The organism is Nitrospirota bacterium (genome assembly GCA_016219645.1).
Classification (GTDB): Bacteria; Nitrospirota; Nitrospiria; order Nitrospirales; family Nitrospiraceae; genus Palsa-1315.
On sequence record JACRLR010000018.1, the window covers coordinates 140,964 to 163,475 of the forward strand.

Below are 22,512 nucleotides of genomic sequence, written 5' to 3' on the forward strand. Positions count from 1 at the left end.
TAATGGTCAAGGGGAAAGAAACCAGACCGACAGGATTTTTTGCAGGAACCTCTTGTCCATGAACCATTACCCATCAACCATTACCCGTTGACCTTACCTTTATGGACGTTCACGCCCTTCAACAAATCGTTCATCGGACCAGGGATGCCCGCCGAAAACAGACTATTCCAAAGCTTCCTCCCGCAGAGCGCGATCAACTGATCCACAAGTATCACCCCGACTACCGAGCCAGCGCCTATCGCCCCATTCGATTCGGGCCCAATGCCGATGACAAGACGGTCGTCGAGTTGGCGACGTTGTTGGAGGGCGATAGCCCGATTGCCGACGGGTTCGACCTCACGCCGGACTACCAGACCGACGTGCTCGTGGTGGGTGGCGGGGGCGCCGGCTGCGCTGCTGCACTCCATGCGCATGGGGCTGGCGCCAAGGTCATTCTGGCGACGAAGCTCCGGCTCGGCGACTCCAACAGTGTGATGGCTCAAGGGGGCATGCAGATTTCTGTGGCCCCTGAAGACTCACCCGTCACCCATTTCGTGGACACGCTGAAGGGTGGCCACATGCAGAACGACCATCAGCTGCTCAAGGTGATGGTCGAAGAGGGCCCCTCGATTGCGAAATGGTTGTTGAGCCTGGGCGTCTTGTTCGATCGCGACGGGGACGGCAACCTCCATGTGAAAAAAGGCGGCGGCAGTTCGAAGCCCCGACTCCTGACCTGTTCGGACTACACAGGTCTTGAAATCATGCGGGTGCTCAAGGACGAAGTGTTGAATCAGAAGATCCAGTTACTCGAGTTCTGCTCCGCGGTCGAGCTGACGAGTGATGAGGAGGGGAACTGCACCGGCGCCATTTTCAAAGATCTCGACAACCATCGCCACGTCGTCGTGGCAGCCAAGTCCGTCATTCTGGCAACCGGCGGGATCGGACGGCTCCATATTCAAGGGTTTCCGACCAGCAATCACTATGGTGCGACAGGCGACGGGCTCTGTCTGGCCTATCGGATGGGCGCCAAGCTCATGCACATCGATACCTTCCAATATCATCCTTCCGGTGCGGTCTATCCCGAACAGCTCATCGGGGCATTGGTGACCGAGGGGATTCGGTCCGAAGGCGGGCATTTAGTGAACGCGAAGGGTGAACGGTTCGTCAATGAATTGGATACCCGCGACGTCGTGTCCTCCTCAATTATTCGTGAATGTGAAGAAGGGCGCGGTATCCGCACGATGTCCGGGCGTATCGGCGTTTGGCTTGACACCCCGCTCCTCGATGCCGAGCAGGGTCCCGGCACGGTTGAGAAGCATTTCCCCGCCATGATGATGCAGTTCGAACGATTCGGCATCGACATCAGCAAAGATCCCGTCTTGATCTATCCGACACTGCACTATCAAAACGGCGGCGTGAAGATCAATACCGATTCAGAAACCAATGTAAAAAATCTCTTTGTCGCAGGCGAGGCTTCAGGCGGATTGCACGGGCGCAATCGATTGATGGGTAATTCGCTCCTGGATCTGATGGTGTATGGCAAACGTTCAGGTCTCACTGCCGCTTCTCGGGCTGGGGCGATGAAACAGGGTAAACTGACGCTGATGCACCTGCAACGGTTCCGTACGGATGCCAAGATGCATGGAAATTTGAGCGGTGTCACTTCTCCGATGATTCTGCCGGCGTACACAAGAAAGGAGTAGCGGGACAGGCGCGAAGTGCGAGAAAAGCGAGACGTGGAAGATTCATCACCTCGTCCCGCCTTTCGCGCAAGTCCCGCTCGTCCCGCGGAAGCAAAAACATGAACGTTCATGAATTTCAGGCTAAGCAGTTGTTCTCGCAGTTCGGAGTTCCGATCCCCCGTGGGAAAGAGATTACTTCGCCGGAGGCAGGAGCGGCATGGGCCGCCGAGCTCAATACCCCTGTATTCGTCGTAAAGGCCCAGATCCACGCAGGCGGCCGTGGCAAGGCCGGCGGCGTCAAAATTACGAAGGACAAGGCAGCTGTACCCGGTTTGGTCAAGGAATTGATCGGCAAGACCCTCGTGACTCACCAAACAGGCCCGAAGGGGCGGGAAGTGCGTCGGCTACTGATTGAGGAAGGAGCTGGGATTGCCAAGGAATTGTATGTGAGCCTCCTCATCGATCGGGATAGCGGATGGCCTGTGTTTATCGCCAGCACCGAAGGAGGGATGGAGATCGAGGTCGTGGCAGCCCAGACGCCGGAGAAGATTATCCGGGAAGCGATCGATCCGGCCGTCGGTTTTCAGGGATACAACGGCCGAAACATTGCCTTCGCGCTCGGGCTTCCTGCCATGGAACCGGCCGTCGTGAACCCTTTCATCCAGATGCTGGGGAATCTCTATCGTCTGTTCATGGAGAAGAATGCGGCGATGGTCGAGATCAATCCGCTGGTTATTACCGGCGACAAGAAACTGATTGCGCTGGACGGCAAGGTTTCATTTGACGATAACGCCTTGTTCCGGCATGCCGATGTGCAGGCAATGCGCGACCTCAACGAAGAAGATCCGCTTGAGATCGAAGCGGGGGAGAGTAATCTGAACTACATCAAGCTCGACGGGAACATTGCCTGCATGGTGAACGGCGCGGGTCTCGCCATGGCGACGATGGATGTTATCAAGCTGGCAGGCAGCGAACCGGCGAATTTCCTGGATGTGGGTGGCGGCGCAACGAAAGAAACGGTAGCAGCCGGCTTCCGTATCCTGCTGAAAGATCCAAACGTCAAGGGCATCTTCATCAACATCTTCGGCGGCATTGTTCGCTGTGAGCGGATCGCCCATGGCGTCATCGAAGCAGCGAAAGAAGTGAAGATCGATGTGCCGTTGGTCGTCAGGCTACAAGGGACCAATGCGGACGAAGGCCGCAAGTTGTTGGCCGAGTCCGGCATGAAGTTGGAAGTCGCGAACGATTTGTGGGAAGCGGCGCAAAAAATTGTAAAGTTGACTGGAAAGGCGGCGTAAGAAGAAGAGTGGAGGCACAGGGTTGATCCCCTGTGCTCGCGCAACGCGCGCCCTCAGAAGGGCCTCGTTGGACGCGCGCAGTGGGGGCTCAACCCTGCGCCTCCTAAAAACCGTTTCCCGGTCTAAGGGGAAGTGGAAAAAAAGAAATGAGGATATTGTGAGCATTCTTGTTAATAAGAATACGCGGGTGGTGGTGCAGGGGATAACCGGTAAGGAAGGCTCGTTCCATGCTACGCAGTGCAAGGCTTATGGGACGCAGGTCGTTGCGGGTGTGACGCCTGGCAAGGCGGGGCAAGAGGTCGAGGGTATTCCGGTCTTCAATACGGTGCGGGATGCGGTCAAGAAGACCCAGTGCGATACTTCGCTGATCTTTGTGCCTCCGCCCTTTTGCGCCGATGCGATTCTGGAAGCTGCCGATGCCGGCGTGAAGCTGATTATCTGCATTACCGAAGGCATTCCGGTGAACGATATGGTCAAGGTCAAGCGCGCGCTTCGTGGCAAGGACGTCCGCTTGATCGGACCCAACTGTCCCGGCGTTATCACCGTCGATGAAGCGAAGATCGGCATCATGCCTGGGTTTATCCATAAGAAGGGGGTTGTGGGAGTCGTATCGCGAAGCGGGACCCTCACCTACGAAGCGGTGCATCAGCTCACGACAATGGGATTGGGTGAAACGACGTGCGTTGGCATCGGCGGCGATCCGGTCAATGGCACAGGGTTCGTCGATGTGCTGGCCCTGTTCGAGAAAGATCCCGAGACTCAGGCAATTGTGATGATCGGCGAGATCGGCGGCGATGCGGAAGAGAAAGCCGCGGAGTTCATCAAGAAGAATGTGAAGAAGCCGGTTGTCAGTTTCATTGCTGGAATCACGGCTCCTCCGGGCCGGCGCATGGGCCATGCTGGAGCCATCATCTCAGGCGGGAAGGGCACGGCAGCCGAGAAGATGAAGGCTCTCGAAGCAGCCGGCGTTCGTGTGGTAAAGAACCCTGCTGAGATTGGCAATGCGGTCAAGCAAGCTTTGGGGCGCTAGCCGTCATCCATCCACCAATCTAGCCATGCCATGAGAGAGGGAGCGTCGGCTTTCTGAACTATTTCCTTCCCCCCCATTCCGGCATCGTGGTATGGTGACGATAGTGTATTCCCTCTAGCAGGGCTCCCTCCGCTCTTTTAACCGCGTCTTTCCGTTATCGCCGCACGCAATAGTAGTTGAAGCCTAGTCAAGGAGTCTGTCTGCGAGTCTTTCTCATCCACGTGCGCGACCCCCAGTTCTACGCGCTCCCAGCAAAGACCCGCGCAAAGAATGGCCGTATCAGGGTAATGGGTTTCCCCCCCATCGGCATTATGTCTCTCTCGTCGGTCCTCAAGCAGGCAGGCCATGACTGTGTGATGTTCGATCAGGCGAATCCGGATACGCCGAACGAGGTCATCCTCGATGAAATCAATCGGCAACAGCCGGCCCTGGTCGGTCTCAGTTTTCTCAGCACCACCAGCTATCCCTATGCGAAGATCCTGGCCCGTCAGATCCGCGCCGCCAACTCGACGGTCAAGCTGGCTTTCGGTGGCGTCTTTGCAAGCTTGAATGCCGCATTGGTCAAACTGCAGTGTCCTGAAGTGGATTTCATCTGCAAGGGAGACGGCGAACAATTGCTCCTCGATCTCCTTGATCGGCTCGATGATCCCGCTGATGTCGCTGGGCTGACCTGGGCCAAGGACGGCCGTGTCATACATAACTCCGGTCGGCCGATGGAGCGCCATCTCGATCAGTGGCCTTTTCCAGATCGCGAAGGCCTTCCGCTCGACTTTATCGAGTCGATGCCGCTTGACGTGCCGGCCGTGCTCTCGATGGAGCGGTTTACGACGATGCAAACTTCACGCGGCTGTCCGTGGCCCTGTGTGTTCTGCGACATTCCGATCTTCAATGAAGGCAAATGGCGCGCGCGGAGCGCGCAACACGTCGTGAGCGAATTGAAATACCTCGAAGAATGCGGCTACGGGTCCGTCTATTTTGTCGATGACCACTTTTTACTGCAACCCAAGCGGATCGAGGCGATTTGCCAAGGCGTGATGGACGAAAAGCTTTCGATCCAATGGGGCATCGAAGGGCGTGTGGATTCGGTTGCCCAGCACTTGTTTCCTGCGATGGCCAAGGCCCAATGCCGGACGGTGATGTTCGGGATTGAAAGCGGGAGTCAGAAGATTCTCGATCGCCTCAAGAAAGAACAGACATTAGATGAGGTGGCCACCGCCGTCAAGAATGCCAAACAGGCCGGCATCGAGATCGTGCACGGCTTCTTCACCGTGGGCAACCCGGATGAAACGGTCGAAGACATGAACGCGACGTTCGACCTGGCCTCCAAGTTGCCGCTGGACACGTTCGGCTTTAATCGGCTCTGTGTCTATCGGGGGACCCCGCTCTGGCAGGAATATGTGAAGCGTGGCTTGGTCAGCGAAACCACCGATTGGTACAAGTACTTTAAGTGTTCGACGATCGATCCCACCTGCCTACCCGGTGAAGTGATCAATGAGGTTCGCCGTCAAGGGCTCAAGCGACTTTTTGTCTATAAGCTCCTACACTATCCCATTCAGACGTTCCGGTTACTGCGGCGGTTTCTCCGCTTCATGCCGGCGCGGGATGTGGCTTACCTCATCATTAAGCCATTCCTGGGCCAGACGAAAGGCGCCACGAAGGCCGAAGTGCTGTCTCGCGCCGTCGAACATGCCGATATGAAAGATGTGGCGGCACAGCTGACCCAGATGTCTGATGAGTTACTCCACAATGTTATGGAAGAGTCGCGATTGGAACGGTTACGCATTCAGCAGGAAGCGGAAAGTTCACGCGAGCTACCCATGTTCCAAGCCCGCTAGCGCAGGTTCTTGGCAGGTTGCTCAAAAAGGCCAGACTTCTCACCCACCCAACCCTGGCTGGTATTTCACCCGCCCGCCCTGAGTCTGCCAAGACAGACTCTTTGCCCTGGGACGCGCCATTCCACCGGCAAGGCCGCAGCGTCTGAATAAGGCTGAGGTTGAGGTCAAGGTTGAGTAAAGGTGACGTCTCTCATCTCAACCTTAGCCTTAGCCTCAACCTTCCCCAATACCTCTGGCGGACTTTTTCAGCAACCTGCTCAGCTGATCAGGAAGTAGGCCCCAAAGCCGATTGCTGCGAGGGCGGCAACGCTCAGCATCACCTTTTCATGCCCGCACATCCCCACCTGTGCCTTGCAGACTGCCAGGGAACACATGACTGACATTGTGTGACCTCCATCTAGAAGTTGGAGGAAACGATACGCCACTGGGGAAACGTAGTCAACGCTCACTTCACCATGCGCGCATCGAGGATCAAACGGGACGCAACGAGAAGTCCTGCCATGAGGGAGACGAAGGGTGCTTGTTCAGCCGAATATGGCTGAGGTGAGGGGATAACGGAGAACGTTACCGACAGTTGGGAGGCGGGCTATTTCCGAAGACTTGCTTCAAGTTCGTCCACCGCTCAAACTCACCCGGTGAGAGATCCCGGGCTCCAATGCTGCTCGACTTGGTGGACAAGTTGACCCATTCTTCGTACATCTCACATTCCCGAGCTGATGCAGCAGGAAGGCGCGATTGCGTGGCGCCCGCCCTTCCTCCGGCATCGGCTGCTGGTGCCGGGAACTTTGAATCGAATTCAGGCGCCTCAGGAACCTTACTAAACCCTTCTTTGTTAGAATCCTCCAGAGGGTGGCAGCCTTGACGGGGTTGGTCGGTATAGATGTCTCCTGGACAGACATACAGTGCGGCGGCGACTAGGATTGCTCCGAGTAGCATAATCAACCTCCGTGGTTCTGATCCTTCTCAGCCAAGCTAACATGACATCATCTGATCAGAAACAAAATTATCGCTTTTTTTACAGCGTCGAACCATGCGATGAAGTCGTGTCCTTGAGAGAGTTTTTTGCACAACGCTGCTCACTTCCTCGCCCAGGTGCAGACCGCTCTGTTCCCTAGATCAAGGGATCACAATCTCTTGAATCTCGATTGACAGGATGTAGGTACCAGCCTAAACTTGGCCTCGCTGGTACGCCATTGATTACCCTGGAGACGATCATGGGCAAGCTGCTACGTGTCTCCCCATCTCATCTGCGATTCGCAGGGGCCTTTTTCGGCATTCTTTCAATCATGGCGCTTCAGAGCATGGCGCTTGCTCAAAGTAGCCTTGGTGGCCTTGCCATTGGGGAAAGGACCATCGCTGGCCCGGGAAATGTAAAGGTCACCGCTGGCTCAACGGTTGTCATCTTCAAGCGAAAAGTGGCGGACATACCACTCTGTGTGACCATTCAAAACCAAGGACCCACCGAACTAGTAATTGTTGTTGATGGCGAAAACTCTCACAAGGTGGGAGCAGGAAATACGGGATCGTATTGCGGGGGCAATGATGTCAATGAGATCGCATTAACTGCACCCTCTTCCAGAGAACCCTCCCTCGTGTTATGGCGAATCGATGACGCTCGATAGCACTCCATAGGACCTTCGATTTGCTCGGCCTGCTGGTCTATCTAACTCCATCCATTACTATGACTGTCGCACGCGAGTCGTTCGGCCCCTTTTTATAAGGCCCTGCCTATCCCGTGGTACGGAGGGGCTTCAGGCCGCGATTGCCTGTTTCGTTTCATCCAGATGTTTCTGGAGATAGGTCATAAAGGGTGTGCCCCCCGTTCCGACAGCGGTGGGGTTGCTCTCGTGGGCTTGATGTTGGCGATAAATGTAACTGTCGGCATAGCCGATATGGATTTGGCGAAATTGGGCTAAGAGATCGATGCAGGCACAATAGGCAGTCCAGAGATTGGGATTGTGAACTTTTCGATCGCGCACGTAGCCTGCGAGCACTGAACGGCCCCGACCATCGGTGGCCATTTCCAGGGCCTGCAGGAAAGCTCGGTGGCGCGGAGGCATGTAGTCGCGCATCTCTTGCAGATAGACGGTCAAGGGATCAGGGGCATGGGCGATTCCAAGTCCAGCGTCGAGACAGGGGACAATCGAGCTTTGCGCGCCGGTCTCGCCTCGAAACTGTTGTGGTTGTCCGGCATAGGCTTCCACATCCTCGTAGGTGATTCCGTTCGGTAGGGTCGGGCTGTTCTTCCAACCGTGGATATAGGGCCGCACTCGGTTGTAGTAGACATAGGGATCGCAACGTTCTTTCATCCTGAGTAGCGAGTCTCGCATTGTCGTTTGGGCCGCTGACAGGGAGTTGAGCCCAACCAAGACTTCGTCCTCCTTGCCCTCAGCCGCACCATTCATTGCTCGAAGAAGTCCAGCCAGCCCTGGTCCCGCTTCCCGCTCGATCTGGATGTGGACCACGACAAACCACTCTTCATCCAAACCGCCGAGAAAATTTTGAAGCAGCACAATGTTGTCGAGACGAATTGGTTGCGTCCGGTCGAGTCTCCGCCAGTTGTCGAGCGCATAGGACGCATAGGACAGGACAGGCGGGCGGCCAAGCTTCTGTGCCACTTCATGCCAGGGTCTCGCCAGTTGGGGCGGTAGGGTTGCAACCGGTTGGTCTGGCACTTCCCACACATAGGCATGCCCGGCAAACGAAAGGATCCGCATTGCGGCCCGATAGTCTTCTGTGCGCCATGAGGAAGGAATGGAAGGGAGCAGTTCTCGTTGCTCGCCGATGTACCGCCGGACCGTCCGAGCACTCAATAGCTTCGGCAATTCATGCCCAAGGTGGTTGAGCGCAGCATAGTCCGGCAGGTTCTCACAGGGGTCTTCAGGGAGAAATCCCTGTTCGGCTGAAATCTCGTAATCGGAAAGCGAAAGAGGAAGGAAGGGGGGCGATTTCATAGAGGCCTCCGGTACTCAACCTCAGCGTCCGCTCACACTTTACCACACCGGAAACGAATTCTGATCGATTCCCTGGTTAGAGAAACAACAGACTACCGTTTGCTTTCCTGCCTGGTGGACTGACAATATTTACCGGAGATTTGTGGAATGGAGGGGCATGTTATGTGTAAGCAGGTATCGAATCACTCAGGGATCTACTTGGGGCAACAGCTACTCGGCTTGGTTGTTGTGCTGTGCTTCCTGGCCGGCGCGGGGTGCACTGCCGGTCATACCCGGCACGATCACCTTGCCTGGGAGCAGTCGCGGCTCATCGATCTCACCCATTCTTTCGGGGAAGCCACGATTGTCTGGCCGACTGAACAGGACTTCCAGCTTGTCCTTCAGCAGGCGGGGGAAACAGCGGGAGGGTACTACTATGCTTCGAATCGATTGGAAATGGCCGAACATGGAGGCACCCATATCGATGCGCCCATTCACTTCTCCAAGGGTGGGCAGACGCTGGACCAGGTGCCGATCGAACGCTTGGTTGGAACCGCTGTCAAAATTGACGTCACAGCCCAATGTGCCGGTGATCGGGATTATCTCGTGACCATTCAGGATATTGAACGGTGGGAGGCAGTACATGGGCTGATACCGACTCGCGCAATCGTGCTGGTCGATACGGGCTATGCCCGATACTGGCCGTCCCGGCAACAGTATCTCGGAACAGAACTGAGAGGGCCCGAAGGCGTCAGGGCGCTTCATTTCCCTGGCCTGCATCCCGAAGCGGCAGCCTGGCTTGTGCGTGAACGGCAGGTCAAAGCAGTGGGAATCGACACAGCCTCGATCGACTATGGCCAGTCCACAAAGTTTGAAACCCACGTCACGCTCCTCTCGCAGAACGTGCCGGTGTTCGAGAATCTGAGCGATCTACGAAATCTTCCTGATCAGGGATTCGACGTGATCGCACTGCCGATGAAAATTGCCCGCGGAACCGGCGGCCCGCTGCGAATCATTGCGGTGCTTCCAATATCCGTGAAGCGTCAATCGTGAAGCGTATCTCGCAGGGACGTTTCAGGTTGCAGATTGTGGCGTGTGAGAGTGGAAGTGGGATGTTTCACGCCTCTTCCCGCCACCGTCGGGGGGTCAGTTCCTGCGGGTGATTAAGTGAGTTAGAGGATGGTCTTACTCACTTCACTTGAGGAGCAGCCTTCTGCCACGGAGTTATAGGCAGTCACCGAGAAATAATAGGTCGTCCCACTCTTGAGGGTCGAAAACGAATAATTGGTGCTCAGACCCACATCGGTTGCCTGCTGATAGGAGTTCGGCGCCGCTCCATAGTACACTTTGTATCCCTTCACTGAAGGATCTGTGGCTGAGTTCCAGGTTAGCCTGACCTGGATCCCATTTGAAGGTGTCATGATTTCGGCGGACGTGAGTGCCCCTGTGCTTCCGCGTCCCCCTGCCGCAAGAACGGTCCCATCCGGCAGTAATGTGGCAGTATGGCTGGTCCGTGCGACAGTCAGGTCTCCTGCGGTGGTCCATTGTCCCGTCGTCGGATTATAGAGTTCGGCGGACGTGAGTGGCCCTGTGCTTCCGTGGCCCCCTGCGATCCAAACCGTTCCATTTGGCAGTGGCGTCGGCAGCAACGTGGCGGCATGCCCGGTCCGGGCGACAGTCAGGTCGCCGGTGACGGTCCATTGCCCTGTCGTCGGGTTGTAGAGTTCGGCGGAGGTGAGCAGCCCGGTGCTCCCGTGCCCTCCTACGACCAGTACGGTTCCATTGGGTAGTGGTGTCAGCAGAGGCGTGGCAGTATGCCCGGTCCGGGCAATAGTGATGTCGCCCGTGGTGGTCCATTGCCCCGTCGCTGGATTGTAGAGTTCGGTAGACGTGAGCAGCCCGGCGCTCCCAGACCCTCCCGTAACCAGTACAGTGCCATTCGACAGCAGCGTGGCAGTATGGCCAGTCCGCGCGCTGGTCAGGTCGCCTGTGGCGGTCCATTGCCCTGTCGCTGGATTGTAGAGCTCGGCGGAGGTGAGGAGCGCGGCGCTCTCAGAGCCTCCCGTAACCAACACCGTGCCGTTCGGCAACAGAGTGGCAGTATGGCCGGTCCTGGCGACAGTCAGGTTACCGGTGGCGGTCCATTGCCCTGTCGTCGGATTGTAGAGCTCGGCGGAGGTAAGGAGCCCGGTGCTCCCGGAGCCTCCCGTAACCAACACCGAACCGTTCGGCAGCAGGGTAGCAGTGTGGCTGGCCCGCGCGACGGTCAGGTTGTCAGTGGCGGCCCATTGTCCTGTCGTCGGATTGTAGAGCTCGGCGGAAGTGAGGGGCGTGGCGTTCCCAGACCCTCCGGTAACCAGTACGGTGCCATTCGACAGCAGCGTGGCAGTATGGTTGGCCCGCGCAGAGTTGAGTGTATTCGCCAAGGGCGAGCCACTAACGGTTGGGGAACTACAAGTTGAGGCCAGCGCCGGATCATGAGAAGAGCTAGAAGAACCTCCCCCCGAACAGGCCAGGAGATTTGTGAGAATCAAGGAGACAAGTCCCGCTACCATGGGCAGCCGTGCGGTCTCGTGCTTCCGTTGGTGGAGACTTTGATGTCCGCCCGCTTGAATGGTTGCCCTCAACATCAGAATGCTCTTAAGCGAGGCGGGTTTCTAGGGGGGAAGGGTAATCTAGGAAGGAGTTTAGGCGAGTGGCAGACGCACCACACAATTTTCCCACTGAACAACGCAAGAGGGGACCAAATAAAGTGGCCAGTAGTAACACTTACCAACATGCTGTATTAAGCGACAGAACTGATGGTGGGGCAATTCCCCGGAGGAGGAGGAACCCTCCCCACATGGGGGGGCGTGACGGTTTCCGGGCGGGAGTTTCAGATGCTGTCGAGACCGTCTACACCTTGGAGGTCGGAGCAGGAGGCATTGGCGGGATTTCTGAATCCTGTATGAATGAAGTGGGTCCAGCCTCTTCCCGCGATGTGCGAGAGCAGGGAGTAAGATTGTGAGCGGGTCATTCGTCTAAACGTGCACCCAGGATTACATCGCTTGCCAATCAGCAAAGGGTGACTTGTTACCACGGTTTTCGATGAATAATTTGAATCGCTCGAGGTCTCCCTGGACGCGCGAAGACATCACTTCCGACCCATCTCCTCCATTTTCCACGAAACCCTGAGGATCATACTCGACTTGCAGCGTGACCCTTGACCAGTCCTTCGAAACTTCATGAAATGTCGCGACCCATCCTTTGATGGCGCCGCTTCGATAGCTCATCCCGAGCCGCTGGTGCTCCGTCCGTTCTGTGATCACCGCATCCCACTCCGGGGCCTGGCCTGGGACCTTTGCTTTCCAGTGATAACATGAGCCATCCACTGCCCGGTCGACGTCTTTCACCCCTTCCATGAACCGGGGATATTCATCAAAGCTTGTCCATTGATTGTAAGCGGCAGACCGCGGCACGTTGACTTCAATGGATTTTTCAATGGTCGCCATGGGATCCTCCTGTCGCTATTTGGGTGCCGCGCTATGTATAGCTCAATGATTCCCTGTCAGAGGCTCAGTGGCTAGATCGCCAGTTCATTGTCAATCTCTTTAGTGCGCCGGACAGCGTATCACAATCTGCTCCCATAACTCACGATCCGATCGCGTTTTCAGGATGCAGTCACTCCCGACCCACCCCGTTGCAGGTAGGACATTCAGAATGACCCCGTTTTCTTGCTGAAATGCTGAGGTGGTGGGGCCTGGCAGGTGCTCCGGCACCTCCCGGCGCGCCCCTCCCGGGCTCGGCCAGGCGGAACGCCTTCGGAAATTCCCTCCTCGCCCGCATTATTCATGAGCGCTTCTGCTGCAATCGCCGATCTGCTGCTACGACGAGCCTTCGGCCGGTGGGCTCGCCCCTCGGACGCTCACCGTACTGCACGAGTACGCATCGAGTCCTCGGGACTCCGCGCGCCGGTCTCGCGACGCGGCTCAGCGATTTCGCGACGAACCGTCATGAACAATGCGGGCTAGACTCGGTCAGTTTCCGTCTTCCTTCCTGGCCAAGCCTCGGTGGGTCCCCGCGCCTCCGGTGACCTCCGCTCCTACCAGGCCCCACCACCTGCAACATCAGGAAATTGAGAATGTTCCTGTCTCTCCCCTGCTTTTACGTCATCCCCTTACGGCACCAAGGTCAAGGTAAAATCCTGGGGTGTACTCACCGTGGAAACGTCCGGGATGTTGATCGACTGAGGTTGGTAAGCAGCCGCAGCGGCCTGGATCGTATAGTGAACTCCAACCGCTGCAGATTGCGGGGTAAACACGATTGGGAGGCTTGTGCTGTACAAGCCGAGCGAAGGCGTGCCGATGGGCAGGGTCAAGTTGTAGCCGAAATCGCCGGTCGGATCTAATGGATTGACGGTTAAGAGGGTGGCAGGCAGCGATTTCACGGTCACGGTTGGCCCGCTGTCGAGTGTTTGCTTCGCTGCAACAAAGACGGTTGGTTCGTCAGTGGGTGGGCTCAATGTTACTGTGCCGCTGATGCTATGGGTCGCGGAGGAGCTCAAGGCAATTGGCGAAGTAGGGGTATCGTTGGTGCTGACCGTGGTAATGCTGGTATTGGTCGGAACCGGGACTTCGGTAATCACTGCTGTCGCATGGCTGTCTGCGGTGATCACAACATCGTAGGTTACCCCTGGAGTAAGGCGGGCCAGGAAAAATTTCCCTCTATTGGGGTTGGGGGCTGGGTTTGTGTTCGGCACTGTCGCGCGAACGATTTCACCGTTCACCTGGGCCGACACGACGACATTGTTGCCAAGCAGGCTTGTATCGACGAAGCCGTCTATGCCGTTCAAGACAAATGGGACGACCTTAATCACAGGTTTGAGTAGGTACTTACCGTTGCCGGTCCGCACAATAGAGCGGCAGGCATCAAAGTCCAGCACCAGATCGACCCGCTGTCCGGACCCCACGTCGAACTGATGGATCAACTTGATTCCGCTTTGGACGGCACTGGGCGTTACGAGCGGAATCCTATTGCCAATGATTCCAGGATCTTGACCTTCCAGGACAACCCAATTGGCAGTGGGTGAATTACCATTGTTGTCGACCAAGACCAGACGCACTTGCGTGTAATGGCCTGCCGCTAACGGCGTCTCGCCAAGACTGTCAAGCGCGAGATTGTGTTGCGTTGGATCATTGAGGTTGAGCAGGTTGATTGTACGCACGGGGTTGAGAGTGATATCGGTCCAGCCGGCGGCCTTGTCATCTGCCGAGTTGCTCTGATGCACGCGGACCTTGCTGACAGTGACATTCACTTCTTCGAAGCCGCAGGCTGGTGCATCGGTCAACGACACACCGAGCACACCGGCTTGTGGGCTACCGCCGTCGTTACCGCTACTACCGCATCCGGCGAGCAACAGCGTGACTACTAATCCCAGGGACCAGACCAGCTGGTTAGAACAACTCCCGAACCTCTTCATATTATTAGCCCCCTGCTTTCTTGATACGTTTGGAGCCCATCTGTCTTCAGACCACCCATGACTCAACATTCTAGAATGAGCGAGCCAGATCAGGACTATCCCCCGCAGTCTGAGCAAATATCATACTGCTCAGTCTGTGGGCTGCAACGGAATCTCTACGGCCAACATGCAGCATCGTGAGTGCAATCCACCCCTGGTACAAATGCGCAATAAATCAAACGGATCTGAGCATGTTCCTTTTCCGGCGAACACTCCTGTGCTGAGCTTCTCAGGACGCATTCCTTTCGTGCAATTCCCCATTCGTAGGTTCAGCTCTGTAGGCATCCTGATACAGCGGTGGCCACAAGTATGTGGGGTGGGGTCGAGCCTCTGAGAGACTGCCCGCCCATACCATGGAGAGGGAACGGACCCCATTTCTTCGAACGATTGAGGATAACAGCAAGCAAGGTTACCATGGGTAAACCGATCGCCTAACGGAAAGGTGCAGAGGTATGGGGGTGAGGCAGAAGGGTCAGGCTTGGCTGTCTGTTCTCTGGTTGCTGATGGCTGTGACGTTGGTCGCTTGCGTCGCAGGGCCGCCGCAGACACCATTACCGGAAATCACAGGCAAAGACGGGGCACCGATGATGCTGGTTCCAAGGGGGGAGTTTACCATGGGGAGCAATACAAGCTTTGCCCATGAACAGCCTTTGCATCGGGTTACCCTTGATACCTTTTACATGGACAAGTACGAAGTGACCGTGGGGCAGTATACGAAGTTTTTGGAGGCCACGAGTTTAGCTGCGCCGCCAGACTGGAACGTGATGAATCAGCCACCCCATCAGAATCGACCAGTCGTCAACGTCAATTGGTGGGATGCGAATTCCTACTGCCGGTGGGCTGGGAAACGGCTGCCGACGGAAGCGGAATGGGAGAAGGCGGCGCGGGGAACTGATGGGCGGATGTATCCCTGGGGCAACGAGCCGTTGGATCGGCTCCGCGCGAACTATGGGAAAGAGGCCTGGGACGATCATGCGGCGTTGGCGCCGGTGGGATCGTTTGAAGCAGGCCAGAGTCTCTATGGGATACACGATTTGGCCGGGAATGTCTGGGAATGGGTGAGCAACTGGTATGACAAAGACTATTACGAGAAGAGTCCGTCGCAGAACCCGAATGGCCCGGAACAGGGCGCGACAAAAGTGTTGCGGGGTGGTTCATGGTACGCCAATCTGGGGTACTTAAAATCCACCTACCGGTTCAGCCTCCCTCCGTCTAGCCGGGACAGCGATTTCGGGTTCCGGTGCGCCAAGACTCCGTAGGTGCATGCCGTAAGTCACTGGTCACCATGTCAGATCCTATTTCCTCTCCTCAAACAGGAAATTCAGAACTCCCCTATTCTCAGACTTCCAAGCACGGATTGCCAAAGGGGGCATAATTCTGTACACTCTTTACACGCAAGGAGATCGGCATGACTAAGACACTTTCGTTAAAAGAAGCGCGGAGCCAATTCTCGGACATCGTCGACAGAGCGGGACGGCTTTCAGAACGGATTGTGGTGACGAAGAATGGACGGCCGGAGGCGGTGGTGATGGGAGCCGACGAATTCGAAAGTTGGGTGGAGACATTGGAACTGTTGTCCAACCCGAAGGCGGTCAAATCCCTCAAGCAGGGACTGAAAGAGGCCAAAGCTGGGAAATTTCACTCCTTCAAAAGTGCTTTCGGTGAGGAGCAGTGAGGCAAGTACGTCTCACCCCGCAAGCTCTCAAAGACCTCAAGGATTATGACGACCCCACGCGAGAACGAGTGAAAGAGGCCCTCCGCCACCTCGCCGATCATCCTCTCGACGGCAAACCGCTGAAAGGCCATTTTCAAAAGGACAAGGTTTGGTCCTACCGGGTCTGGCCCTATCGCATTCTCTACCGCCGTATCGGCTCTGAGTGGTTGGACGTGCTCTCCATCGAACACCGCAAAGACGTCTATCGGTAGGCGGAATGGTCCGGCCTGTCCGTAACGAATAACCAATTTGAGTATTCTGAGTGACGAGGCAGTGAAATGCCGAGCTGGTGGAGGCCGGCAAGTGCTCCGGCACCTCTCGGCGCGACCCTCGCAGACTCGGTCAGTTTCCGCCTTCCTTCCTGGCCAAGCCTCGGTTGGCCCTCGCGCCTGCTCGCCCTCCCCCCACCTCGGTAACAGGAAATTCAGAATGTCCCTATTCCTCCGTAATAAAGCAGAATGTCATCGTTATTGGTTCCTCGATCGTCGATCCCTTGTTACGAGGGATTGACTTAGCATCTACTCCCGCGTTACAAGACTGCCATGGGAAGATCGTCCACAACTTTTTCTGGGAAGTGGCTTAGCGGGAAGACGACCGTAGTCCGAGTACCGCAGATTCTTGCGAACCGTGTCATCGAATACGCTCGTGAGCTCGATACTCATGCGGATATCGCAAAAGACCCTGAGGCCATTTATCGAACCGCGGCACATGTTGAGCTTAATCAACCGATCAATGTCGCCGCTGTTCCTCACCGATCTCCATTTCGCTATCCAGGAGGAAAGACTTGGTTGGTCCCTTACGTGCGCAGCTGGCTTAGTAGCCTACGGCCTAGGCCACAATTGCTCATTGAACCATTTGCCGGTGGTGGAATAATCGGACTAACCGCTGGTATCGAGCGCTTGGCCGATCATGTAATCCTAGTAGAAAAAGATGCAGATGTTGCCGCTGTCTGGAAGGTAATTCTCAGTGGGCAAGCTGAGTGGCTGGCCCAGAGAATCGAAGAGTTTTCACTTACTAAGGCGAATGTGTTGACCGTTCTCCGTAAAACGCCCAGAAACCCTCGTGAGCGTGCTTTTGCCACTATCATCAGAAATCGTGTCCAGCGAGGAGGGATTATGGCAGCTGGGGCTGGACTGGTGAAAAATGGAGAAAACGGACGCGGTCTGTCTTCTCGTTGGTACCCTCAAACGCTTGCGGAACGGATTCGCACAATTGCCGAGATGAGAGAGCGATTTAGTTTTATAGAGGGGGATGGGATAGAAGTCATCCAGTCCTATGCGCGTGAAAAGAATGCCGCTTTCTTCGTCGATCCACCATATACCGTTGCTGCACGTCGCCTCTACTCTCACTGGCAGGTTGATCAACGGACCTTGTTTAACTTGCTTAGGCGAGTTGAGGGAAGTGTGCTGCTTACCTATGACAGTACTGTGGAGATTTCTGATCTAGCTGTTGAGTTCGGATTTGAAACGCAAGCAGTTGCTATGAAGAATACCCATCATGCCAGGATGACCGAACTCCTAGTAGGGAAGGATCTCACCTGGCTTCGCCTCGCTCAAGCTTCTCCCGGATCGCGAGCTCGAACTGCTCAAGTGACACTGGTATTCCCCCAGTGAGACCTTCGACCGCGTGCTCCAAAGTGGTGAGAACTGCTTCACGTGGTTTAAGTTTGTAACGGCCCTTTGTCGGCCCCTCGTAATCGACTACGAACCATACGATGTCAGCATTCGAAATGTGTGGTGTACGCCTCATCTCTCCCAAAGATTTCCAGAACGCACGATCAACTACCACCGCCATTTTCTTTCCCCATCTGCGAAGTGTAGGGACTTTAATCTGGAGCTGAGGCATTAGTCGTTTGGGACCAGAGGAACGGAAATCTGGCCGTCGCTGCTTCGTAGGGAAAGGAAGGCCTGGGTCCGTCCACCTCCGCATGAGTGCAAAATCATCTTCCATTTTTCCGCCAGAGAAATAAACAGCCTGCATTTCAAGCGCACACCAGTTGAGACGATTGTTATTTTGATGCACTAAGACACTGTCAATTCGACCAACTTCATCCTCCTCCGATTCCTGATCTTGATTTGACATGAGAAACGAAACTTCATTGACGATTTTTGCCTCAGGCGTTTCGAGCAAAGTCTTACTCACCCACCTAAACACCACACTTCCTTCAAGGAAGCGACTTGGGCATGTTGTGACCGGAGAATTTGAAGCGGCAACGTTTCCATCCACTCCTCTCTCGTAAATGGCCAGCGAGCACACGCCTCCTTTCTTATGGCATGTGGCGTGATCAGGTTTGAATGGACAATTAATGTTTCTGTTTTCAGTGGATGACAGAGTTCGTAATTCTTTTGGAGAGATGCCAATCAACGAACGGCCAAAGAGTTCAGCCGCACCATAACGCTTGCTTGGCCGTTGGCGGTTCTGTTCTTGTCTTGGCATCGCGGGAGAATAACTTGCTTGATCTCTCGAGGTCAAATTCAAGAGGATGAGATGTAGATGCCGCGAGTGAGTAGGGAAGGGCCAGGCACCGGCTCCTTGAGTTCTGATTTCTGTGGGGCCCCTAAAATGACATCGCGTTGCCGCGATGTTAGGATTGACCAGTTTTCCTTCTATGCAGCTGGTAAGTAGAAGCTACAACTTGAGTAGGAGCGATGGGAAAATGAGTAATGAGGTAAGCTGCAAAATTTGCGGGCGAGTGAGCGTGCTTGCTAAGTCCATGGGCAATCGGGATGTAACGATCTATGAATGCCCGGTTTGTGGTGAATATGGTTTGAGCAGACAGGCCTTGATGGATCTGGGCACTATGTTCACTAAAGATAAAGCAAAGCTCTCTGCCTTCTTGAGGCAGCGCCATATAAGACAGGACATAATGATCACATTAGTAAGCAAGCCGATGGAGCCCATTTCGACTAACATTCCGGTCACTTCAATTGACGAGATTGTGAACAACTGGTTCCCCTCTAGCGTGTCCGATCGTCTTGATTATGCATTGAAGAATCTACACAAATTATCGTCGCACCCCGGTGCAGAGGTTCCCTTGTTTGCACACAGTGATTATTCGGTTCTTTTTGCAGAGAACCAGCAGGCATTTCAATTCATTTTGGGGACTCTGGAACAAGCGGGTTGGATAATCAGCCAGGGAGGTCCGGTTACTCCGTTGGTGATGCTCACAGCTAAGGGTTGGAACCGAATAGCAGAACTAGAGAGCAACAAACCAGGTGAGGGCTCTAAACAAGTATTCGTGGCGATGTCTTTCGAGGTGAGCCTTGATTCGGCTTATCGAACTGGGATTAAGAAGGCCATTGAGGCTGCTGGCTACAAAGCAATCCGCATTGACCTTAAGGAGCATAATGAGAAAATCTGTGACTCTATCGTTGCAGAAATCAGAAAGAGCCGCTTCATGGTAGCTGATTTTACTGGTCATCGGGCAGGTGTCTATTTTGAAGCTGGTTACGCACTTGGCTTAGGGATTCCTGTCATCTGGACATGTCGAGAAGATGAACTAGCGAACACTCACTTTGACACCAGGCAGTACAATCACATTGACTGAAGGAACGAACTGGACTTGTCTGAAAGGCTCAAACGCCGGATAGAGGCCACAATTCCAGCCTAGACAAGAAGGTTGAAAAGGAGCCAAGAGGCTACCTGAGTAGGTGGCCTCTCCGTTTATTCTCGTTCTCTCCAGGTGAGGTAGGCGCGTCACTATGTTCTTCCCCAGGTGGGCCTGAGGCTCTCTGGAGCGACCTTGGCGGAGGAATGGGGACCCACCGAGCCTCGGGCGATGTGAAAGCTGGAACTGACTGAAGGACTGCGGTCGCCGAAGCGACCGCAGCTGAAGGAATTCCAGAAGGTTCGCGTCGCCGGAGGCCGGAAGGATCAATTCCGGGAGCCAGGGAGCGACAGCGAGCCTCAGGCCCGCCGCTATGTGCCCATCTCCCACGACGCCAGATACTTCACCTGCTCCTTCGTCAGCTGATCAATCTTCATCCCCATGCCGGCAAGCTTGAGCCTCGCGATTTCCTTGTCGATCACCGGCGGGACCGGATAGACCTTCTTCTCCAGCTTCTTGTAATTCCTCACCAGATACTCCGCTCCGAGCGCCTGGTTGGCGAAGCTCATGTCCATGACGCTGGAGGGATGGCCCTCCGCGGTAGCGAGATTAACCAACCGTCCCTCACCGAGCAGACTAACACGCCGACCGTTTTTCAATGTGAATTGTTCGACACCAGGCCTGATAAGGCGCTTCCTGCGGCTCAGTTTCTCCAAGGCGGGAATATCCAGCTCGACGTTAAAGTGCCCTGAGTTACAGACGATAGCCCCCTCTTTCATCACGGCAAAATGCTCACCGCGGATAACCTTGAGGTTGCCGGTGACCGTGACGAAGAAATCTCCGATGAGCGCGGCCTGTTCCATCGGCATGACGCGGAACCCATCCATCACCGCTTCAATGGCCTTGACCGGATCGATCTCGGTGACGATGACGTCGGCCCCCATGCCCTTGGCGCGCATGGCAATTCCACGCCCGCACCAGCCATAACCTGCGACCACGAAGCTGGTACCGCAGACCAGGCGGTTCGTCGCACGGATGATGCCGTCGATCGTGCTCTGGCCAGTCCCGTAACGATTGTCGAACAGGTGCTTGGTGTCGGCGTCGTTGACGGAGATCACCGGGAACTTCAGCACCTTCTTTTCAGCCATGCTGCGAAGCCGGATCACGCCGGTGGTCGTCTCTTCCGTGCCGCCGATCACGTGTTTGAGCAGATCTTTCCGCTTGGAATGGATCAGCGACACGACATCGGCCCCGTCATCCATCGTGATCTGCGGCTTGTGACCGATCGCCGACTGGATGTGCTGATAGTAGGTCTTGCTGTCTTCGCCCTTGATCGCGAAGGTTGGGATGTTGTCATGTTTGACGAGCGCCGCCGCGATCTCATCCTGTGTGCTCAGCGGGTTGGAGGCGCAGAGCCGGACATCGGCTCCGCCTGCCTGGAGGGTCTTCATCAGATTGGCTGTTTCGGTCGTGACATGGAGGCAGGCCGTGACGCGGAGCCCTGCAAAGGGCTTCTCTCGCTGAAACCGTTTCTTGATCAGCCGCAGCACCGGCATGGTGGCTTCGGCCCATTCGATCTTGAGTTTGCCCTGGTCTGCCAGCTTGATATCCTTCACATCGTATTCCACAAATCCTCCTCGTTAGGCGTGAAACGTTAGGCGTAAGGGGTAAGGGGTATTAGAAAAAGGGGGACGGTTCATCCACCGCCCCCCTTCGGCTAGTTCGCACACAGTAGTGATTACAGCCCTGCGTCTTTCCGCAAGAGTTTAGCCTTATCGGTCTTTTCCCAGGTAAACTCCGGTTCGTTCCGGCCAAAGTGCCCGTAGGAGGCGGTCTTTCTGAAGATCGGCCGGCGGAGCTTGAGGTAGTCGATGATGCCGCGCGGGGTCATGGGGAAGTGTTTCCGCACGAGCTTATCCAGAGTCTCGACCGCCACCTTCTCCGTTCCTTTTGTATCGACCAGCACTGAAACGGGATCTGCCACGCCGATCGCATAGGCGAGCTGGACTTCACATTTTTGCGCTAACCCGGCGGCGACGATGTTCTTTGCGATGTAGCGGGCCATGTACGACGCCGACCGGTCCACCTTTGTCGGATCCTTGCCGGAGAACGCGCCGCCTCCATGGCTGCCGTGGCCTCCATAGGTATCGACGATGATCTTGCGGCCTGTCAACCCTGTGTCCCCCATCGGACCGCCGACCACGAAGCGGCCGGTGGGATTGATGTGGTGTTTCACACTCGTTGGGTCGTAGAGCCCTTTCGGCATCACGGGCTTGATGACCTTCTCCATGATGTCGCGTTCGATCTGCTTGTTCGTCACGTCGGGGCTATGCTGCGTCGAGACAACGATCGTGTCGATCCGCACCGGTTTGCTGTCCTTGTACTCCACGGTCACTTGGGATTTTCCATCGGGACGGACCCAGGGCAGGATGTTCTTTTTCCGGACTTCTGCCAGCCGCCTGGTGAGTCGATGTGCGAGCACGATCGGCATCGGCATGAGCTCAGTCGTTTCATTGGTGGCATAGCCGAACATCAACCCCTGGTCGCCGGCGCCGCCGGAATCCACGCCCATGGAGATATCGCCTGACTGCTGGTGAATCGCGGTCAGGACGGAACAGGTGTGGTAGTCGAATCCCCAGGCGGCGTCGCAATAGCCGACATCTTTGATGACCTCACGAATGATATCGGGAATCTCGACGTAGGCTTTGGTGGAGATTTCACCTGCCACGAAGGCGATTCCGGTGGTGAGAATCGTCTCGCAGGCCACCCGGGAATACTTGTCTTTGGCAATGATTGCGTCGAGGATTCCGTCGGAGATCTGGTCGGCGATTTTATCCGGATGTCCTTCTGTGACAGATTCAGATGTAAACAGATAGTTATGTCGCATTGGCCCCTCTGGGTTCAGGTGATCGGTAAGCGGACAAAAGGCCGAATCCGTGCGATAGTATATGAATAGGTCCTCCATTGTCTATTGCCGATTCCTCCGGTTCCTTGACA

The 22,512-nt window shown here is 55.7% G+C and carries 19 protein-coding genes; 11 read left to right on the forward strand and 8 right to left on the reverse strand.

Annotation, left to right across the window (positions count from 1 at the left end):
• Window positions 1-101: 101 nt before the first annotated feature.
• The 4 genes from HZB34_07435 (at window position 102) to HZB34_07450 (ending at window position 5,824) form a co-directional block, all read left to right on the forward strand.
• Complete coding sequence (locus tag HZB34_07435; protein MBI5315787.1) at window positions 102-1,682, forward strand: FAD-binding protein; 1,581 nt, start codon at window positions 102-104, stop codon at window positions 1,680-1,682.
• 98 nt (window positions 1,683-1,780) lie between these two features.
• The gene (gene sucC / locus HZB34_07440; protein ID MBI5315788.1) at window positions 1,781-2,959 is read left to right on the forward strand and encodes an ADP-forming succinate--CoA ligase subunit beta; all 1,179 of its coding nucleotides are present in this window, start codon (window positions 1,781-1,783) and stop codon (window positions 2,957-2,959) included.
• A 157-nt stretch (window positions 2,960-3,116) separates the two neighbouring features.
• A complete protein-coding gene (sucD, locus tag HZB34_07445) occupies window positions 3,117-3,989 on the forward strand; it encodes a succinate--CoA ligase subunit alpha (GenBank protein MBI5315789.1) in 873 nt (290 codons plus the stop codon).
• Between the two features lie 200 nt (window positions 3,990-4,189).
• Window positions 4,190-5,824, forward strand: a complete 1,635-nt coding sequence (locus HZB34_07450; GenBank protein MBI5315790.1) for a B12-binding domain-containing radical SAM protein — start codon at window positions 4,190-4,192, stop codon at window positions 5,822-5,824.
• Between the two features lie 564 nt (window positions 5,825-6,388).
• Here the strand turns inward: HZB34_07450 and HZB34_07455 are convergent.
• The gene (locus tag HZB34_07455; protein ID MBI5315791.1) at window positions 6,389-6,760 is read right to left on the reverse strand and encodes a hypothetical protein; all 372 of its coding nucleotides are present in this window, start codon (window positions 6,758-6,760) and stop codon (window positions 6,389-6,391) included.
• A gap of 278 nt (window positions 6,761-7,038) precedes the next feature.
• Here HZB34_07455 and HZB34_07460 point away from each other — a divergent pair, with 278 nt between their 5' ends.
• Entirely contained in the window at window positions 7,039-7,446 is a 408-nt protein-coding gene (locus HZB34_07460) for a hypothetical protein (GenBank protein ID MBI5315792.1), read from the forward strand.
• A gap of 129 nt (window positions 7,447-7,575) precedes the next feature.
• Here HZB34_07460 and HZB34_07465 read toward each other — a convergent pair whose 3' ends face one another.
• Window positions 7,576-8,778 (reverse strand): hypothetical protein, encoded by a 1,203-nt coding sequence (locus HZB34_07465; protein MBI5315793.1) that lies wholly within the window; start codon window positions 8,776-8,778, stop codon window positions 7,576-7,578.
• Between the two features lie 162 nt (window positions 8,779-8,940).
• Here HZB34_07465 and HZB34_07470 point away from each other — a divergent pair, with 162 nt between their 5' ends.
• A complete protein-coding gene (locus HZB34_07470) occupies window positions 8,941-9,810 on the forward strand; it encodes a cyclase family protein (protein MBI5315794.1) in 870 nt (289 codons plus the stop codon).
• A gap of 119 nt (window positions 9,811-9,929) precedes the next feature.
• On the opposite strand, the gene HZB34_07475 is transcribed toward HZB34_07470, so the two are convergent.
• From HZB34_07475 to HZB34_07485, 3 genes are all read right to left on the reverse strand, one after another.
• The gene (locus HZB34_07475) at window positions 9,930-11,183 is read right to left on the reverse strand and encodes a fibronectin type III domain-containing protein (GenBank protein ID MBI5315795.1); all 1,254 of its coding nucleotides are present in this window, start codon (window positions 11,181-11,183) and stop codon (window positions 9,930-9,932) included.
• Between the two features lie 612 nt (window positions 11,184-11,795).
• Window positions 11,796-12,248: an SRPBCC family protein gene (locus HZB34_07480; protein ID MBI5315796.1), complete on the reverse strand. Its 453-nt coding sequence runs from the start codon at window positions 12,246-12,248 to the stop codon at window positions 11,796-11,798.
• Window positions 12,249-12,913: 665 nt separating this feature from the next.
• Entirely contained in the window at window positions 12,914-14,215 is a 1,302-nt protein-coding gene (locus HZB34_07485) for a DUF4382 domain-containing protein (GenBank protein ID MBI5315797.1), read from the reverse strand.
• Window positions 14,216-14,706: 491 nt separating this feature from the next.
• Between HZB34_07485 and HZB34_07490 the strand changes: the two genes are divergently transcribed.
• The 4 genes from HZB34_07490 to HZB34_07505 all read left to right on the forward strand — a co-directional run bounded on the left by HZB34_07490 (window position 14,707) and on the right by HZB34_07505 (window position 17,581).
• Entirely contained in the window at window positions 14,707-15,513 is an 807-nt protein-coding gene (locus HZB34_07490; protein MBI5315798.1) for a formylglycine-generating enzyme family protein, read from the forward strand.
• Window positions 15,514-15,662: 149 nt separating this feature from the next.
• On the forward strand, window positions 15,663-15,929 hold the full coding sequence (locus HZB34_07495; protein MBI5315799.1) for a type II toxin-antitoxin system Phd/YefM family antitoxin: 267 nt from the start codon (window positions 15,663-15,665) through the stop codon (window positions 15,927-15,929).
• On the forward strand, window positions 15,926-16,180 hold the full coding sequence (locus HZB34_07500; protein MBI5315800.1) for a type II toxin-antitoxin system RelE/ParE family toxin: 255 nt from the start codon (window positions 15,926-15,928) through the stop codon (window positions 16,178-16,180). The genes HZB34_07495 and HZB34_07500 overlap by 4 nt, the downstream gene beginning before the upstream one ends.
• 330 nt (window positions 16,181-16,510) lie before the next feature.
• Window positions 16,511-17,581 (forward strand): DNA adenine methylase, encoded by a 1,071-nt coding sequence (locus HZB34_07505; GenBank protein ID MBI5315801.1) that lies wholly within the window; start codon window positions 16,511-16,513, stop codon window positions 17,579-17,581.
• Here the strand turns inward: HZB34_07505 and HZB34_07510 are convergent.
• The gene (locus HZB34_07510) at window positions 17,502-18,404 is read right to left on the reverse strand and encodes a hypothetical protein (GenBank protein ID MBI5315802.1); all 903 of its coding nucleotides are present in this window, start codon (window positions 18,402-18,404) and stop codon (window positions 17,502-17,504) included. The genes HZB34_07505 and HZB34_07510 overlap by 80 nt on opposite strands.
• A 220-nt stretch (window positions 18,405-18,624) precedes the next feature.
• On the opposite strand from HZB34_07510, the gene HZB34_07515 reads away from it, so the two are divergent.
• Window positions 18,625-19,515 (forward strand): hypothetical protein, encoded by an 891-nt coding sequence (locus HZB34_07515; GenBank protein ID MBI5315803.1) that lies wholly within the window; start codon window positions 18,625-18,627, stop codon window positions 19,513-19,515.
• Window positions 19,516-19,886: 371 nt separating this feature from the next.
• Here the strand turns inward: HZB34_07515 and HZB34_07520 are convergent, their stop codons facing one another.
• Together HZB34_07520 and HZB34_07525 are read right to left on the reverse strand one after the other, a co-directional pair.
• Window positions 19,887-21,143 carry an adenosylhomocysteinase gene (locus tag HZB34_07520; GenBank protein ID MBI5315804.1) on the reverse strand — a complete coding sequence of 419 codons (1,257 nt, stop codon included), beginning with the start codon at window positions 21,141-21,143 and terminating at the stop codon, window positions 19,887-19,889.
• A gap of 110 nt (window positions 21,144-21,253) precedes the next feature.
• Window positions 21,254-22,402: a methionine adenosyltransferase gene (locus HZB34_07525; GenBank protein MBI5315805.1), complete on the reverse strand. Its 1,149-nt coding sequence runs from the start codon at window positions 22,400-22,402 to the stop codon at window positions 21,254-21,256.
• Between the last annotated feature and the right edge of the window lie 110 nt (window positions 22,403-22,512).

Bases quoted from the DNA above. Each gene is read 5' to 3' on its own strand.
- HZB34_07460 (MBI5315792.1), top strand. From the start codon at position 7,039: ATGGGCAAGCTGCTACGTGTCTCCCCATCTCATCTGCGATTCGCAGGG.
- HZB34_07465 (MBI5315793.1), bottom strand. From the start codon at position 8,778: ATGAAATCGCCCCCCTTCCTTCCTCTTTCGCTTTCCGATTACGAGATT.
- HZB34_07485 (MBI5315797.1), bottom strand. From the start codon at position 14,215: ATGAAGAGGTTCGGGAGTTGTTCTAACCAGCTGGTCTGGTCCCTGGGA.
- HZB34_07470 (MBI5315794.1), top strand. From the start codon at position 8,941: ATGTGTAAGCAGGTATCGAATCACTCAGGGATCTACTTGGGGCAACAG.
- HZB34_07455 (MBI5315791.1), bottom strand. From the start codon at position 6,760: ATGCTACTCGGAGCAATCCTAGTCGCCGCCGCACTGTATGTCTGTCCA.
- HZB34_07515 (MBI5315803.1), top strand. From the start codon at position 18,625: ATGAGTAATGAGGTAAGCTGCAAAATTTGCGGGCGAGTGAGCGTGCTT.
- HZB34_07505 (MBI5315801.1), top strand. From the start codon at position 16,511: ATGGGAAGATCGTCCACAACTTTTTCTGGGAAGTGGCTTAGCGGGAAG.
- HZB34_07480 (MBI5315796.1), bottom strand. From the start codon at position 12,248: ATGGCGACCATTGAAAAATCCATTGAAGTCAACGTGCCGCGGTCTGCC.
- HZB34_07495 (MBI5315799.1), top strand. From the start codon at position 15,663: ATGACTAAGACACTTTCGTTAAAAGAAGCGCGGAGCCAATTCTCGGAC.
- HZB34_07525 (MBI5315805.1), bottom strand. From the start codon at position 22,402: ATGCGACATAACTATCTGTTTACATCTGAATCTGTCACAGAAGGACAT.
- sucC (MBI5315788.1), top strand. From the start codon at position 1,781: ATGAACGTTCATGAATTTCAGGCTAAGCAGTTGTTCTCGCAGTTCGGA.
- HZB34_07510 (MBI5315802.1), bottom strand. From the start codon at position 18,404: ATGCCAAGACAAGAACAGAACCGCCAACGGCCAAGCAAGCGTTATGGT.
- HZB34_07490 (MBI5315798.1), top strand. From the start codon at position 14,707: ATGGGGGTGAGGCAGAAGGGTCAGGCTTGGCTGTCTGTTCTCTGGTTG.
- HZB34_07435 (MBI5315787.1), top strand. From the start codon at position 102: ATGGACGTTCACGCCCTTCAACAAATCGTTCATCGGACCAGGGATGCC.